The 15132-nt window shown below is 37.8% G+C and carries 26 protein-coding genes and 1 riboswitch; of the genes, 6 read left to right on the forward strand and 20 right to left on the reverse strand.

What is annotated here, in order from left to right; translation table 11 throughout:
* The first annotated feature begins 39 nt into the window (after positions 1–39).
* Positions 40–774 carry a GTP pyrophosphokinase gene (locus ACFSBH_RS16340; protein WP_379598616.1) on the forward strand — a complete coding sequence of 245 codons (735 nt, stop codon included), beginning with the start codon at positions 40–42 and terminating at the stop codon, positions 772–774.
* A 73-nt stretch (positions 775–847) separates the two neighbouring features.
* Positions 848–956, forward strand: a riboswitch (TPP riboswitch).
* A 153-nt stretch (positions 957–1109) separates the two neighbouring features.
* On the forward strand, positions 1110–1808 hold the full coding sequence (gene tenA / locus ACFSBH_RS16345; protein ID WP_251514375.1) for a thiaminase II: 699 nt from the start codon (positions 1110–1112) through the stop codon (positions 1806–1808).
* Between the two features lie 54 nt (positions 1809–1862).
* On the opposite strand, the gene ACFSBH_RS16350 is transcribed toward tenA, so the two are convergent.
* The gene (locus tag ACFSBH_RS16350) at positions 1863–2087 is read right to left on the reverse strand and encodes a DUF3953 domain-containing protein (protein WP_251514376.1); all 225 of its coding nucleotides are present in this window, start codon (positions 2085–2087) and stop codon (positions 1863–1865) included.
* Positions 2088–2275: 188 nt separating this feature from the next.
* Here ACFSBH_RS16350 and ACFSBH_RS16355 point away from each other — a divergent pair, with 188 nt between their 5' ends.
* Positions 2276–2608, forward strand: a complete 333-nt coding sequence (locus ACFSBH_RS16355; RefSeq protein ID WP_251514377.1) for an ArsR/SmtB family transcription factor — start codon at positions 2276–2278, stop codon at positions 2606–2608.
* A gap of 15 nt (positions 2609–2623) precedes the next feature.
* Positions 2624–3571: a cation diffusion facilitator family transporter gene (locus ACFSBH_RS16360; protein WP_251514378.1), complete on the forward strand. Its 948-nt coding sequence runs from the start codon at positions 2624–2626 to the stop codon at positions 3569–3571.
* Between the two features lie 287 nt (positions 3572–3858).
* Here the strand turns inward: ACFSBH_RS16360 and ACFSBH_RS16365 are convergent, their stop codons facing one another.
* The 14 genes from ACFSBH_RS16365 to ACFSBH_RS16430 all read right to left on the reverse strand — a co-directional run bounded on the left by ACFSBH_RS16365 (position 3859) and on the right by ACFSBH_RS16430 (position 10140).
* The gene (locus ACFSBH_RS16365; RefSeq protein ID WP_251514379.1) at positions 3859–4302 is read right to left on the reverse strand and encodes a VOC family protein; all 444 of its coding nucleotides are present in this window, start codon (positions 4300–4302) and stop codon (positions 3859–3861) included.
* Between the two features lie 25 nt (positions 4303–4327).
* Positions 4328–5248, reverse strand: a complete 921-nt coding sequence (locus ACFSBH_RS16370) for a VOC family protein (RefSeq protein ID WP_379598620.1) — start codon at positions 5246–5248, stop codon at positions 4328–4330.
* A gap of 113 nt (positions 5249–5361) precedes the next feature.
* Positions 5362–5712, reverse strand: a complete 351-nt coding sequence (locus ACFSBH_RS16375) for a VOC family protein (protein ID WP_251514382.1) — start codon at positions 5710–5712, stop codon at positions 5362–5364.
* An 82-nt stretch (positions 5713–5794) separates the two neighbouring features.
* Positions 5795–6301, reverse strand: coding sequence for an HXXEE domain-containing protein (locus tag ACFSBH_RS16380; protein ID WP_251514383.1), 507 nt, complete (start codon positions 6299–6301; stop codon positions 5795–5797).
* A gap of 32 nt (positions 6302–6333) precedes the next feature.
* A complete protein-coding gene (locus ACFSBH_RS16385) occupies positions 6334–6843 on the reverse strand; it encodes a hypothetical protein (protein WP_251514384.1) in 510 nt (169 codons plus the stop codon).
* Between the two features lie 155 nt (positions 6844–6998).
* Complete coding sequence (locus ACFSBH_RS16390) at positions 6999–7373, reverse strand: nuclear transport factor 2 family protein (RefSeq protein WP_379598623.1); 375 nt, start codon at positions 7371–7373, stop codon at positions 6999–7001.
* A 22-nt stretch (positions 7374–7395) separates the two neighbouring features.
* Complete coding sequence (locus ACFSBH_RS16395) at positions 7396–7824, reverse strand: PH domain-containing protein (protein WP_251514386.1); 429 nt, start codon at positions 7822–7824, stop codon at positions 7396–7398.
* An 8-nt stretch (positions 7825–7832) separates the two neighbouring features.
* Positions 7833–8144, reverse strand: a complete 312-nt coding sequence (locus ACFSBH_RS16400) for a hypothetical protein (protein ID WP_251514387.1) — start codon at positions 8142–8144, stop codon at positions 7833–7835.
* A 17-nt stretch (positions 8145–8161) separates the two neighbouring features.
* Positions 8162–8581 (reverse strand): RDD family protein, encoded by a 420-nt coding sequence (locus ACFSBH_RS16405; RefSeq protein ID WP_251514388.1) that lies wholly within the window; start codon positions 8579–8581, stop codon positions 8162–8164.
* 61 nt (positions 8582–8642) lie between these two features.
* Positions 8643–8840, reverse strand: coding sequence for a hypothetical protein (locus ACFSBH_RS16410; protein ID WP_251514389.1), 198 nt, complete (start codon positions 8838–8840; stop codon positions 8643–8645).
* 6 nt (positions 8841–8846) lie between these two features.
* Entirely contained in the window at positions 8847–9224 is a 378-nt protein-coding gene (locus ACFSBH_RS16415) for a hypothetical protein (RefSeq protein WP_379598626.1), read from the reverse strand.
* 28 nt (positions 9225–9252) lie between these two features.
* Positions 9253–9441: a DUF4177 domain-containing protein gene (locus ACFSBH_RS16420; RefSeq protein WP_379598628.1), complete on the reverse strand. Its 189-nt coding sequence runs from the start codon at positions 9439–9441 to the stop codon at positions 9253–9255.
* A 23-nt stretch (positions 9442–9464) separates the two neighbouring features.
* Entirely contained in the window at positions 9465–9914 is a 450-nt protein-coding gene (locus ACFSBH_RS16425) for a GNAT family N-acetyltransferase (protein WP_251514403.1), read from the reverse strand.
* A 34-nt stretch (positions 9915–9948) separates the two neighbouring features.
* Positions 9949–10140 (reverse strand): hypothetical protein, encoded by a 192-nt coding sequence (locus ACFSBH_RS16430; RefSeq protein WP_251514392.1) that lies wholly within the window; start codon positions 10138–10140, stop codon positions 9949–9951.
* A 180-nt stretch (positions 10141–10320) separates the two neighbouring features.
* Here ACFSBH_RS16430 and ACFSBH_RS16435 point away from each other — a divergent pair, with 180 nt between their 5' ends.
* On the forward strand, positions 10321–10875 hold the full coding sequence (locus ACFSBH_RS16435; RefSeq protein WP_379598631.1) for a nucleotidyltransferase family protein: 555 nt from the start codon (positions 10321–10323) through the stop codon (positions 10873–10875).
* Between the two features lie 41 nt (positions 10876–10916).
* On the opposite strand, the gene ACFSBH_RS16440 is transcribed toward ACFSBH_RS16435, so the two are convergent.
* The 5 genes from ACFSBH_RS16440 to ACFSBH_RS16460 all read right to left on the reverse strand — a co-directional run bounded on the left by ACFSBH_RS16440 (position 10917) and on the right by ACFSBH_RS16460 (position 14470).
* On the reverse strand, positions 10917–11516 hold the full coding sequence (locus tag ACFSBH_RS16440) for an ABC-2 transporter permease (RefSeq protein WP_379598633.1): 600 nt from the start codon (positions 11514–11516) through the stop codon (positions 10917–10919).
* Between the two features lie 78 nt (positions 11517–11594).
* Positions 11595–12206 carry an ABC-2 transporter permease gene (locus ACFSBH_RS16445; RefSeq protein ID WP_251514395.1) on the reverse strand — a complete coding sequence of 204 codons (612 nt, stop codon included), beginning with the start codon at positions 12204–12206 and terminating at the stop codon, positions 11595–11597.
* Positions 12199–13071, reverse strand: a complete 873-nt coding sequence (locus ACFSBH_RS16450) for an ABC transporter ATP-binding protein (protein ID WP_379598637.1) — start codon at positions 13069–13071, stop codon at positions 12199–12201. The genes ACFSBH_RS16445 and ACFSBH_RS16450 overlap by 8 nt, the downstream gene beginning before the upstream one ends.
* Positions 13072–13218: 147 nt before the next feature.
* Entirely contained in the window at positions 13219–14094 is an 876-nt protein-coding gene (locus tag ACFSBH_RS16455) for an ABC transporter ATP-binding protein (protein ID WP_251514396.1), read from the reverse strand.
* A 4-nt stretch (positions 14095–14098) separates the two neighbouring features.
* Complete coding sequence (locus ACFSBH_RS16460; RefSeq protein WP_251514397.1) at positions 14099–14470, reverse strand: GntR family transcriptional regulator; 372 nt, start codon at positions 14468–14470, stop codon at positions 14099–14101.
* 260 nt (positions 14471–14730) lie between these two features.
* On the opposite strand from ACFSBH_RS16460, the gene ACFSBH_RS16465 reads away from it, so the two are divergent.
* Entirely contained in the window at positions 14731–14937 is a 207-nt protein-coding gene (locus ACFSBH_RS16465) for a zinc ribbon domain-containing protein (RefSeq protein WP_251514398.1), read from the forward strand.
* Positions 14938–15132 lie beyond the last annotated feature (195 nt).

Raw genomic sequence — 15132 nt, forward strand, 5'->3', positions numbered from 1 at the left:
TAATGGAGTTAGAACCTTGAACGAAGGGAATAAAAAATAATGGATATAGTAGAACCTTTAAGTATAGAAGCCGTCGATGATTTAAGAAAAAAAGTTACAAGATTCGGCATGGCATATAAATTTGCATTAGAAGAGATAAGTACGAAGGTGAACATTTTAAAAGAAGAGTTCCGATTGATCCATGATTATAATCCAATTGAACATGTGAGTACACGTGTGAAATCTGCGGAAAGCATAATGAACAAAGCTCATAGGAAAGGATTACCGTTATCTTTAGGGGTTATTAAGGAAAATATTAGGGATATAGCTGGAATTCGTATCACCTGCTCATTTGAATCAGATATTTACCGTATTAGTGAAATGATCCAATCACAGTCGGATGTTGAAGTAATTGAAGTAAAGGATTATATTAAGCATCCGAAGCCAAATGGGTATCGCAGCTTACATCTTGTCTTGAAAATTCCCGTCTTTATGTCGGACCGGGTTGAAAAAGTTTATGTCGAAATGCAAATTCGCACGATAGCTATGGACTTTTGGGCGAGCCTCGAACACAAAATATATTATAAATATGATAAACAAATACCTGGGCATTTGACAGAACAATTAAAAGAAGCCGCTGACACTGTAGCAGAACTGGATCGAAAAATGGAGCATCTCAATCATGAAATCAATATCTTGAAAGAAAACGATTCTCAGGATGGAATAGAAAGTCATGCATTTAATCCGAGGGAATTGATGTTAGAGATGATAAGAAAGAATCATATCACAGAATAGCTGGCGTGCCTTCATCAAGGTCTTCCCTTGATAACTGCTCTCGAATATGCAATAGTATAGTTAATAGAATATTTCTCACCACTAGGGGTGCAAAATTGCTGAGAGAGTCAGTTGGAATACTGTCTCAACCCTTTGAACTTGATCTAGTTTATGCTAGCGAAAGAAAGCGGTGTACGTATGACTTATGAGCGTAAATTCGTATACATAGGCCGTCTTTTTCTTATGCAGAAGAAGGCGGCTTTTTGCTTGAACGGGCGATGTAAAAATCGTATAGCATTTGCCAATCTCTTTGTGGTGCGAAGGAATTCTATACCAAAAAAGGGAGGAAGAGAAGCATGAGTGAACAGTTTACAGACAGACTATGGAGAAAGGTACAACCGATTTGGGAGGCGTATTTGGATCATCCGTTTGTGAAGGGGATTGGGGATGGGACACTTAATAAAGAAAAATTTAAACATTATATGAAGCAGGATTACGTATACTTGATCGAGTATTCCCGAGTCTTTGCGATTGGAAGTGCTAAAGCGCCTGACCTAGAGACGATGACGATGTTTGCGAATTTACTGCATGGCACGTTAACTATGGAAATGGAGCTGCACAGGGAGTACGCAGCAAAGTTCGGAATTACAAATGAGGAACTGGAAGCGACAGAACCATCATCAACTATGACAGCATACACGAGTTACATGCTGAATGTTTCCCAACTTGGAGGCGTGGAGAATGCCATCGCGGCAGTGCTAGCCTGTGCATGGAGCTATAACTACATTGGTAAGGAACTGGTGAAGTGGCCAGGAGCTGCAGACCATGAATTTTACGGAAATTGGGTAAGAATGTATTCATCCGAAGACTTTACTGAAATCGCTGAGAACTGTAAAAACCTTATCAATGAATATGCAACTGGAAAGTTAGAAAGAGAGCTACAAGCACTTGAAGATATTGTGGTGAAAACGAGTAAATTTGAGTATATGTTTTGGGAAATGGCTGAGAATATCGAGATGTGGCCGACAGATAAGATACAATCGACAGTTGGATAAAAGTACTGCTTATGAGGAAGTGCCTAGAATGGCACTTCCTCCTATTACTTTCATTTATAAAGCAATTTTCAAAGAGACTGCAAAGTTGAAAAAAGCAGTCAAAATCAATATATATCCAATGGACCTTTGTTTTTTTTGCAGCTGTTCCGCTCCCATCGCAAGTAGCAAAGCCCCGAGTAAAAACAATAAAATCCATGATACGTTCATACTTTCATTGAACTGACTAACGAGAGCTAATGCAATAACTGAAATTGCTAAAAGCACCTTGATTATCTTCAATATCCATCCCTCCCTGTGCAGAATCATCATAACATTTATATGCAGCTAGAATATACTAAAGCATGTTCATCTATATCGTTTTACGGGTAAAGTCAAATCAATATACTTATTTGACTCGGATTGTTTTTTGTTTTATAGTCAACATATGAACATATGCTCATATAATAAATCTTAGAGGTGCAATAAAAATGACGGAAGAGCAAAAACTAGAGGTTTTTCGTGAAGAAGAGCAGCACTTGGACGCAGAGACGTTGTTTGTCGTTTCCCAAACATTCAAAGCGTTGGGGGATCCGACTAGAATACGTATTTTGAATTTATTATGTACCGGAGAACATTCTGTCAATGATATCGCGGAGACTCTGGACTTAAGTCAATCAAGTGTATCTCATCAATTACGGTTCTTAAAAAACTTAAGATTGGTGAAGTATAGAAGAGAAGGCAGAACGTTGTATTACTCGGAAGATGATGAACACGTCATGAATTTACTGAAGCAGGCAATTGAGCATGCTTCTCATCACTAATTAGGGGTGCATAACATGGGACACGATCATGGACATGATCATTCGCATACTGCAAATAAAAAGGTGTTATTCATAAGCTTTCTCATCATTACCGTTTATATGATCGTTGAGGCGATCGGTGGTTTCCTTACGAACAGTCTAGCTTTGTTGGCGGATGCAGGACATATGTTAAGTGACGCCATCTCACTTGGAATCGCGTTACTTGCTTTTAAGTTTGGGGAAAAGGCTGCAGACTATAGTAAGACATTCGGTTATCGACGTTTTGAAATTCTGGCTGCAGTTCTCAATGGTGTGACTCTCATCATTATCGCTGGTTTTATATTTTATGAAGCGATTGGACGTTTTCTAAATCCGCCGGCAGTAGCTTCAACAGGAATGTTGGTCATTGCGGCTATTGGACTGCTCGTGAATATCCTCGTTGCATGGATCATGATGCGAGGGGCTGATGTAGAAGATAATTTGAATATGCGTGGGGCTTACTTGCATGTAATCAGTGACATGCTTGGGTCAATTGGTGCTATTGTTGCCGCGCTTCTTATCATTTTTTTCGGTTGGGGATGGGCGGACCCTTTGGCCAGTGTTATTGTCGCAGCTCTTGTTCTGCGCAGTGGTTATCAGGTGACAAAGTCCGGACTTCATGTACTGATGGAGGGAACCCCAAAAAATGTGAAGATGGAAGAAGTCATTCAAATCATTAAACATACGGAAGGGATACGAGGCGTACATGATTTACATGTTTGGTCGATTACGAGCGGATTAAATGCCTTATCCTGTCATGCGGTTGTCGACGACCAAATGACGATTGAAGAAAGTGAAAGAATGCTCCGACAGCTCGAACATGAATTGGAACATCAAAATATCCATCATATGACGATTCAATTGGAATCATCTGCGCATCTCCATGACAATTCCATTTTATGTAGCGTGCAAGCTGAGCCAGCTGGACATCATCACCATCATTGATATGTTTTTTTAAAATAGAAAAAAGCCGGTTAGTACCGGCTTTTATTATAGTCCGCGGGAATATTTCTTTTTTGTTTCCTTTTATTCATCAGCTTTTTAATAATCGGATAAATAATTGGTCCGTATTTAATGAGTCTTCGAATTAAACGCGACATGATTTCACCTCTATTATTGTAGAATCTTGAAGCTTATCGTTATATTTCCTTTAAAAGCGGATTTCTAAACAATAGAGTTTGGTATAGAGGGGTGATGTCCATACTGAATCATTTCCACGCTCCAATAACCTACTATTGATCATCAATGACCAACATATTCGATTCATCAAATTCCCAATCTGCCCCGTATGCGACTTCCCAGTAATAACCATCCGGGTCCGTAAAGTATCCTCCGTAGCCGCCCCAGTCATTTTTTACAGGCTCTTTTTGAATAACGGCTCCAGCTAACTTAGCCCTGTCCATCATTTCATCCACTTCATTCATGGATTTCGCATTATAAGCTAATGTTATCCCGGGAAATCCAGACGATATCATTGGAGGATGCTCATCGTTTACATCTTTTGCAAGTTCTTCTACTGGATATAAAGCAATTCTCGAACCTTCATTTCTAAAGAAAATAATAATCGGATTTTCTTCCGTTCCTCTAATCGACGTGTCGAAACCGAGATTCTTATAAAACTCATGAGATTTGACAATATCTTTCGTGCCGAGTGTGATTAGATTTACTCTATTCACCGAAACATCCCTCCTTTAATGCTGATTAATCTTCCATGTTGTAGGCTTTTCTTAATGCTTCAACATCTATCTTTTTCATCTTAAGCATGGTTTGAGTGACCCGCGCTATTTGTTCTGGAGTACTGTTGCTGCCCATCATATCATCCATTTCTCCTGATACAATCTGCCAAGATACGCCATATTTATCTTTTAACCACCCACACTGTTCGGACTCAGGAACTGCGGATAATTTTTCCCAATAGTAATCGATCTCATCCTGGGTTTCGCATTTTACTAAAAATGAAATCGCTTCGTTGAAATTGAATTCATGGGCATTTGCGCTATCCATTGCAGTGAACCATTGATTTTCCAACATAAAATCAGCAAACATAACTGTACCTTCTTTATCTGGATCCATTCCTGCAGGATATCGGGCTAGCTGGCCTGCGGTGGAATTTTTAAAAATCGATAAATAAAACTGCATGGCCGCTTCTGCATGACCATAGTTATGATCAATGAATAGGAGCGAAGGCAAGATAGAAGGACGCTCTTCTCCAGAATCGGTTAAAATCAATTGCCATGATAGGCCATACTTGTCTTGAATCCAGCCATATTTTTCAGCGAATGGGTAATTATCAAACGGCATTAAAACGGTGCCACCGTCAGACAGTTTGTCCCACACTTCATTTATCATCTCAGGGGCATCTTTGTAATGGGAGACATCGAAGTTAACGGAAAAGGACAGTGCTGGATTAAATGTGAAGTGAGGCCCTCCGTCTATCGCCATGAATTCCTGTCCCCAGAAATGAAACGAGACAATTGCTGGGTCACCTGATGGTGTATCGTGAATGGTAGTCATATTGGTAATTTTCGAGTCAGGGAATAGTGAAGTATAAAATTCAGCAGCTTCGTAAGATTGCTTGTCGAACCAGAGATGGGAGACTATTTTTTGTGTACTATTTTTCATTTAATCCTCCTCCTACACTCGATTGTGAGCATGGTAATCCAATATGTTCTCTAAAGCCGTACGGAGAATATATTCAGTCACATTCATTATATCTCATTGTCAAAATCACATACTCATTTCTTTTGAATAAGTCCAAAACTTACACCTACCGGGTCCACCAGGTAGGCAAGATAAAAATCATCAAATTCCATTTTTTCTCGCACTATCATTGCACCATGATTTTTAGCCTGAGTGATAACTTCATCAATCGAATCGACTTCAATCTGAATACGGGTTCCATGGGGATAGTCATGTGGTCCCTTACTAATTCCTCCGTTTATTCCTGGCTCCTCCGTTTCTTTGGAGTGGACACCCCAATAATCCCATTTTGGTTCGGCAATTTTCCAATCAAATACTTGCTCATAAAAATTTGCCTGCTTCTTAGGATCCTGACTGCTTAACTCAAATCCAATAACTCTTCCCATCCACTTACCTTCCTTCTTTTATAATTTAGGAATCACCTATTTCACTTATACTTTTCAACAAGAAATAGGATAATCCTTTAAATTAACTCCATTTTTGTGAAAGCTTGTGTATCAATAGGAAAACAGGGATAAACAGCAGGATGACAACTAACGAACCTAATATGTTTTGTATTGTTAACATGCCTGCTTCTGAAAAAGTTTGAAAAAAGAAAATATAATAAGGGATAATTAAGAAGATGGAAGTTGCCACTCCAGGTAAGTAGCAACGTAAAAACAGTGCCTGCAGTGGATGACTAAAGATGTTAACTGCAAATAAAAGATTTAAAGCAAGAAATAAAAAATAATCTTCAGTGATGAACGTCAGTAAAATTATTACTGAAACGGGAATAGAAAGTACAAAAACAACAAAGGAAAATCGAGTCCCTGTCATGTTATCGAACTGTTTGATTTGCTTTTGAGCAAATGGAGGAACTCGCATTTTTACACGAGGATAGATTCTGTTCATCCACCTTTCCACGGTCATGATTTCCTCTAAATTATGAAGCATGAAAATGACAGTGAACGCTAAAATCAATAGATTGATTTCCATAAATTTTCACCTCCCATGTATGCAAGACGAGATTAATCGTACCCTCCCGTACTGTCCGGCAAGGCTTTAAATTCATCCTTATCTTTGATCATCGTAAATACAGCGTCCCGTATTTGGATCAGCTGCTTTGCATCTTTTGTTGGTTCACAATACGTGCCATCAATAGAGATGATTATTGTTTCCCCATTCATAGTAATTTTCCATTCATCATCTTCATGGGGTTCTTGCACACAAACCTCATCAAAAATAGGATCAGGTATGAGTTCTTTTTCTTCTAAAATATTTACCTCTCTCATCAGTTCATATACTGTATTCATTTCTTCGCTGGTTAAGCTAATATCTGCTGTGATCGTTCCGTCTGCAATCAAGTCCTTGGTTACCGTGCCATCATAGGAATTGATTTCATTCTTTTTATCCACACCAAATTGAATGGAAAAGGCAAAGTCATCCGGCATCTCATGGGGCATACTCGGAGCGGAAACGACTGGACCGCATGCACCCATGAGTAGAATCAGTAACAAACAAATTAAGTATTTTTTCATTATATATCCCCCCTCAGAAGTACAGACGGAATAAAGCCGTAGTTAGTTACACTTTGCTTATTTTTCGGCTCAATTAATATAAATAAAGCAGATTAGGGAGGTTCTGCCCTCTCTCTAATCTGCCTTAGTTTTGTATTCAGTCTCAGTTACCCTCATCAGAATGGACCATTTTCGTTAGGTGAGTTTTCTGGTATCTGTTGACCCACATCCCAAAGTTCTATGATGAGTTCATTGGAAAAGCGGAACAGGTGAACAACAACGCCACCTGGGTCGTTTGGATGCTGTCTTACGTGGGAGTGAACGGCTACCATATCATTCTCAGTCACTGTGTGTTTGATCTCAAACACTTTGTCAGGGTTTTTGGCTGCACTTTCTTCCATTGCAGAAATAAGAGATTCCGCATCCCCCTTGAAATAGAGGTTATGGTGACGAAAGTCCGGACTGGCATATTTTTCGTAAGCGTCACGTATCTTTCCAGACGCTACCAGCTCAAGGAATGACATCGTCTTATCTTTTATCGTCTGTTTCATTAACAACTCATCCTTTCTATCATTAATGTACTTCTATCAATTCTTCATCTAGTTCAATCTTTTTATTCTTTTCCAGTAATAACTTCACAAATTCTTCCTTGTTTTTTGGTGATATACTTATTTCTTCATACAAACCATAATGAATTCTCAGTCGATCAGCAGCTAATGCTGGGGCAGCCCAAACGTTTTTTTCTTTAGAGATCCGTTTGATACCCTCTATGTTAATCTTCTTTTTGAAGGGACCAAATTTTACAATAAGTGTTTCTTGTTGTATGACATAGCCTGTACCAAACCACATCCAAAATAATAAGATTAATGTTGTCCCCCCAATTAATATACCTGCTGGATAAAGTCCATCTATAATTGTTCCAAAAAGCACTACTGCAATCGTTCCCCATACTGCAAAGAAATAGATTGTATCTTTTATTGAACCGAAATAGATAAGAACCACCACTTTCCTTAAAGATTATCTACTTGTTCAAGTCGCATATAATCATTCCTTTTAACAGTGATATACCATAATGGAAACAGTGCTTGAAAGCCACTTAATCCGCGACATGTAAAATATAGTACTTCATTTTCTTGAATTTCAAACTGTATTTTCTTGCTTCTGCACCAATCGACTTTCAGATAAAGTGTATGTGAACCGGGAGGGATGCGATAATCGAACGTCTCATTCTCTCCAAAGGAACCAATTTCTTGATCATTCAATACGACAATGTATTTTCTTAATTTTTTTGTCCAAGCTGCTTCTCGCTTTATTACTATCATGCGTGTCTCTCCTTAAGTTATAACTCGTAAGTTTCCGGCTTTTCATATATAACATACGTGCCAGCGATAAAATCATGGATGGATCGTTTATCCGGCCTCATACCTACCATAAATGCACTGATAATCGCTCCAATTCCAAAAGTTAAAGCATAGATGATGCCACCAACCAACTCTCGCAGAATCATCTGTCCGAGTCCCAGTTTATTGCCATGGATGCTGACAATCCGGATGCCGAACGCTTTCTTTCCAATCGTGTAGCCATACCATACAAACGGAAGGATGATGAAATACACGAGATTTAACGTATCCAGGAAGAAATTATCATCCAAGAACACCCCAAACAAAATATAGCTTAAAAACCCGAGCGTTATGCTCAAAAAGATCCCATCTACTAATATTGCCCCTAATCTAATCCAAAACCCAGCATTTCTCTCCATATGAAACTCCTCCTCTATTTATCTATTGAGGTTAATTATTAATCATAATCCTATTATTATCTTATTCGCAATGTACCGTTGATAAAGATAAGAGGCTTTCCTCTATGATAACTGTACCACCATTCAACATACATTCTTCTGATTTGATTAAATTAGCTTGGTGATTGACATGAATTTGACTTATTCGAATAAAAGCAAATGTAATGATTACTACTGTAGTAACAAGGAGTACGAGCCACTTTACCTTTTGTTTATTCAAAACTTTTTACCTCCGAAAAGATGACTTTTGTGAATCCGTTTTTATGGTCATTACCAAGCCGGCGCCAGTGGTAATGGCTCCTAATAACCCGATGATACCTACTGCAATAAGCTCAGGAATGAAAAAGCCGATGGGCACCATCGCTAAAAAGGTGATGACAATTAATGTTAAGTATATTCCATTAATCATTCTAACAGCACGATTACTGAACAATGATAAAATCAAAGGAGGTAAAAAAACGATAACGAACAGTCCGATTGATAACCATAATCCATTCGGGTCATCATATGAAACAGCGTTAGGGCCAGTTGGATGTTTTGCAGCCAATAAAACAGCTCCAATAGCAATTAATAAAGATATAAAGACGAGGCCAAACCTTTTCATTTTCTCCACTCCTTGTACATAAGGTTAATTATGCTTTCTTTCGCTTAAATATTAATTCAAAGAAGGATGGTGTTCCGTAAGCGTTAGTCCCAGGAGCAAAAACCTGCACTAATTCCCATCCATCTTTCTCATGCTCATAAACTATGGCATGATAATCTTCCTTTGGAGCCAGTTTGAAAGATGATAATTCTATTTTCTCGAATTTATGCTCATACAACGTAACTCCCCCTATCCAAATGATTACTTTGTTAGTTGCCAGTAAAGCATCTGATGATCAGCTCTTACTTTTTCCATTCTCAGTTTTTCCAACACTCTAATGGAAGAAGCATTCTCTTCAAGACATTCAGCAGTTATGATATGGACCAAGTTAGAGTCGAATGCCCAATTTATAATTGCTTTCAGTGCTTCGGTCGCATAACCTTTATTTTGTTGTGCCGGGGTAATTCCGTAGCCGATTTCCACTGTCTTGTTTTTGTCGGGTTTTTCTTTAAATCCTAGATCCCCGATAATCTTATTCGTTTGTTTATCGATAACAAGCCAAACGCCCCAACCTAAAACAGACTCATCATGCTTCAATTCTTCCAGATAATTTTCGATATGTGGACCCAGTTTATATTGCTTCGCAGAATATTTCACTAGTGCTTCTTCGGTACAAGGGGCGAGAAGTAATCTTTCAGTTTCCAGTTTCATCAAGGTTCGATTTCTCCTTTGCGGTTCTTACAGCTTAATCCATCTCTTTCTTTTTTTCATCCTCACTCGAAGGCATTTTCATACCGGTAAAAGGATTGATCTCATATGTCATGTCCCGACCGTGCTCTTTTTCTGTCTTACTGATATTTTTGCTTAAAGCGATAAAATACCAAATAAAAGGGATTGCGGCTACCAATATAACTAATCTAGGAATCCAATCCGCCATGCAATCACTCCTCTTGAGTTATTTTGTCATCCCGAATGGCATTAATTTTCCGACTACTCATAATACGTGGAAGCTTGTAAAAAGGTTTCGTATAAAATAAACAAGACAGAAAAACTTTAAGTGCGATAATGTTACTATAATGTTATAAACGCAGCTTATTATGGTTAGGAGAATGGTGTATTGCTGAAAACATTATCTTTAGTCGCAGAAAAATTATATGATCACCCTATCCTATGGGGAGTCGGTGGTTCCCTTTTACTCAGCTTTTATAAAATTATAGATAAACCGAACGATATAGATATTCTGGTAGCAGAAAAGAATGCCGACAGGTTAAATGAAATCATTTCATCCATAAGCGAACCGAAAGAAGCGTTACGAACTGACCCTTTTCGAACTGTCCATTTCTCTACTTATAGAATGAATGATATTGATATAGATGTTATGGGAGGTTTTGCAATACAGCATAAGGAAGGTGTCTACAAATTATCCCTAAAACAGGAATCCATTGTCACCCATAAAAAAATAAATGGAGTAAATATTCCTTTATGTTCACTTGAAGATTGGTATATCTTATATTGGCTCATTCCAAACAAGCAGGATAAAGTATTGCTTATTGAACAATATTTAAAAGACAATGGTGTGTCCTATCCGCATTTGCTGATGGAAGCACTGAACAAGCCACTGCCCCTTGAAGTGAAAGAGAGGATAGAAAGGTTATTAAGCTATTCCATGTAAAACTAAAATCCCCCTAACCAGATCGGTAGGGGGATATTGTGTTAAAACACTTTATTTTTATAAATATATAGACTGATTAACCAGGAAATCATAAAGAAACTGACTGAAATGATGGCACCGCTAAGATAAATGGTTGCTGTTGATAGGCTGCTGAGGAAATCTGTAAACTCTGTGACGTTATGTACTATATATTGAATAATGGAGGGCATAATTGCAGCCATAATCGCTAATGAAATTAGAATTACTGCTCCAAGATAAGCGGGATTTAACAAATAAAATAGTGGAAAAACCATCGCAATGAGAATCAAAGACAATCCGACAGCGATTGCTATATCAGCAATGGAATAATTATAGTTAAATAAAACTAAAGTAATTCCTGCCGCCGTTATGGATAACAACATGTAGACAAGTGCTCCAATATATTTTGCCGCTACAATTTCATTCCGGGTATATGGTAAAGAATTGAGTAAAATATTGGAGTTCACCAACGCATCAAAATGTATTCCATTGATTGGAATATACGCACCTGCCATCATAAAAACAAGGGCTGGACTAAACAAATCAGCGAAAACAGAAATGAAAATGATGAACGGTATAAAAAAGATAATCTGCACTTTTTGAATAATAAAATCCTTTTTCATCAAGTTAAACAAGGTGTGACACACCCCCCTGTTCGAGATTAGGAATGAAAGGGACAATCTACCTGTCCCTCAGTCGATTTAAAATACTTTGCGCTGGTAAATCATTTGACTGACAATCCAGGAGACAAGAAAGAGACCTATGGAGATTGCAGCTCCGCTAAGGTAAAGGGCGGTTGTCGATAAGCTTGTAATGAATTCCGTAATGGATGTCAGATGTTTCTCGATGAATTCAAGAACCGGTGATAGCAATATTGCAAATACGACCAACCCGCTGAGAGCGGCTACACCAATATAGCCTGGTTTTAATACATAAAATAAAGGAAACGCTACAGCAGTGAAGATAAAGAATAATCCTGCAGCAATGGCTACATCACGGAATGTAAAGCTAAAATCAAAGATATATAGAATAATACTTGCCACAACAATGGATAAAATCATGTATACCACAGAACCAATATATTTTGCTGCTACAATTTCTTTTCTCAAATACGGTAAAGAGTTAAGAAGAATGTTGGATTCTACTTGTTCATCATAAATATAGCCATTCAACGGTATATACAGACTGGAGATCAGAAAAATAAAAAATGGACTCATATGGTCACCGAAAATGGCGAAGAACATGATAAATGGAATAAAGAGTAGTATTTGTGATTTTTGGATTACTAGATCTTTCTTTATCAAGTTAAACATACTGATGACGGGCTCCTTTCGCATAATACATAATGTCTTCTAAAGTAGCATTTTCTAAAACCACTTGGTCACCGAAAGATTTTCTTACTTCTTCGGCATTGTTTGTCAACGCTTGGAACTCATTGGAACTGCGTTTCACACTAATAAAACTTTTTTCCGTTGACGGATTGAGCAAATTCGCCTTTCCCTTCACTAATGCAAAACGTTCTTGTATGTCTTGGATGGATTCATTGAATAGAATTTTCCCCCTCTGAATGAAAGTGATTTGGTCTGCAATCTGTTCTAAATCACTTGTAATGTGGGTGGAAAAGAAGAGTGTCCGTCTCTTGTCAGCCATCAAATCTTTCAAAATATCCAAAAGTTCTCTCCGAAATACAGGGTCTAAGCCAGCTGTCGGTTCATCCATCATAATGAATTCGGCGTCATGGGATAAGGCAAGTGCCAATGATGTTTTCATCTGCATTCCTTTAGAAAATGTCTTAATCGCCTTGTTTAATGGTAGTTCAAACAACTTGATATAATCATAAAATTGCTTGTCACTCCAATTTTTATAAGCAGGGGCAATAATTCTGCGTATATCCTTTAGATTCAAACTTTCATAAAAGATATTACTATCATAAACAAAGCCGATCCGTTCCTTAATTTCCTTTTCATTATTGTTATCATAACTCTTGCCGAATACTTTTATTTCTCCCTCATCAGCTTGCAAAAGGTTCATCATCAGCTTCATCGTAGTCGATTTTCCCGCACCGTTTGCTCCGACAAAACCTGTTACCAACCCTTGTTTGATTTGCAAATTGATGTTCTCCAAGGAGAAATCTTTGAAATGTTTACTTACATTCTTAAATTCTACTATATTTTCGATTGTTCTCACTCCTTATTGTTCATTTTTCTTAAGTGTATATATAATTTATTAACAGTATATACTATATGAACGATATGAACAATAGTGAATTTGTTTTTTATGACAAATAAAAAAGACCTTAATTTCTCATTAAGATCTTGTTCTGTGCTATTTATTTAATTGCTGTCTGTGAGCCGCTTTCATGTGAAACATAATATCGTCCAGTGAAGCCTTTTCCAGTACAACATATTCACCAAAGACTTGTTGTACTTGCGCTGGGTCTGTTGTTAAAGCTTGGAATAGGTTTTGCGTGCGTTCGATATGAACAAAATAGGCTTCGGTATCCCGATCTAGTAATTCATTACTGCCTTTCACCAAGACGTATTTTTCTTGTAATTCATCCATCCGCTCATGAAAGAGGATTTCACCCTGGTCAATTAATACGATATAATCGGCAAATCGTTCTAAATCACTGGTTGTATGGGTGGAAAAAAATATACTTCTATTTTCATTGAGCATCTCTTCTTGAAAAATATCCAATAATTCTCTACGAAAAGTCGGATCTAACCCTGCTGTCGGTTCATCCATAATAATCAACTCCGCATGATGGGATAGAGCAAGGGCAATGGAAGCTTTCATTTGCATCCCTTTAGAGAAATGTTTAATTGGTTTATTTAAGGGCAGCTCAAATCGGTCCACATAAGCTTGGAATTGGTCACTATCCCATTGTGTATAGGCAGGTGCTATGATTCTACTAATATCTTTTAACTTCAGTGATTCGTAAAATATGTTGCTGTCGAATACAAAACCGATTCTGTCTTTTATCGATTTTTCATGTGTCGCGTAATCCAGTCCAAACAGACGGACTTCCCCTTCATCGGGCTTCAGGAGATTCATGATCAGCTTGATCAAGGTGGTCTTTCCAGTTCCGTTTGCTCCGATAAGTCCGGTAGTGTAACCTTGTTTGATCTGTAAATCTATACTGTCAAAGGAGAATTCCTTAAACTCTTTAGATATACTACGAAGTTCTATCACGTTATTCAAATGATCACTCCTCATACAGCAGCTTTAATAAATCCTGTAATTCTTCATATGATAATCCAATTTCTTTACTGTTGGAGATAACTGCACTTAATTGTTCTTCAATTACTCTCAATTTTTTCTCTCGAATCATATCTAAGTTTTGTTCAGCTACAAATGTACCTTTACCTACAATCAAGTAGATGAATCCAGATTTCTCCAATTCTTCATAAGCCCGCTTCGTCGTGATCACACTGATCCGTAAATCTTTCGCCAATTGTCTAATGGAAGGTAAAGCAGTGCCTTCTTTCAATTCGCCCGACAATATTTTCGCTTGAATTTGCTTGGAGATCTGTTCATAGATGGGGTCCTTTGAACTGTTGGAAATAATGATTTGCATGCAGGCCCTCCTTTACACCATGTATAAAATACATAATCACTATATACACTAGTTAATCATGATTATATGCATAATTCAAGAAAACTTAAAGCTCTAATTTGACACCCCTGCTCTCCAATTTGGATGCAATCTTTTGGGATAGGACTGAAACATTTTTGTTTAAATTAACGTATTTCTAATAAAGCTGCTTTAAGAAGAGAAAAAAATCAATGGTAAATGCAATGATAGTTAAAAATTATAAACTGAAGGAGACCGGTAAAATGAAAGATAACAAAGGTTGTATGAAATGTGGAAGTACAAATGCAGGTACGAAGGATGTAGCGATGACGGGGACTGGTTTGTCTAAAATGTTTGATGTCCAGCATAATCAATTCACCGTCGTTTTCTGTAAAAACTGTGGATATTCGGAGTTTTATAACAAAAATAGTTCAACTGGAAGTAATGTTTTAGATCTTTTCTTTGGTTAAGGGAGAGGAAAAATTTAGGAATTTAAGTTATAAAAACATCAAATTCTGCAAGAGGAAAACAGCCTGCCAAAAACTTGGGCAGGCTGTTTATTTGTGTGCGCCCGGCATGGGTGTAATCTCTAGGGTGAGAGTCCCGAGCCATGAAGGCAGAAGTAGTGGTTAGCTTAACGCAAGGGTGTCCGTGGCGACGCGGAA

The organism is Oceanobacillus luteolus, from assembly GCF_042678205.1.
Classification (GTDB): Bacteria; Bacillota; Bacilli; order Bacillales; family Amphibacillaceae; genus Oceanobacillus; species Oceanobacillus luteolus.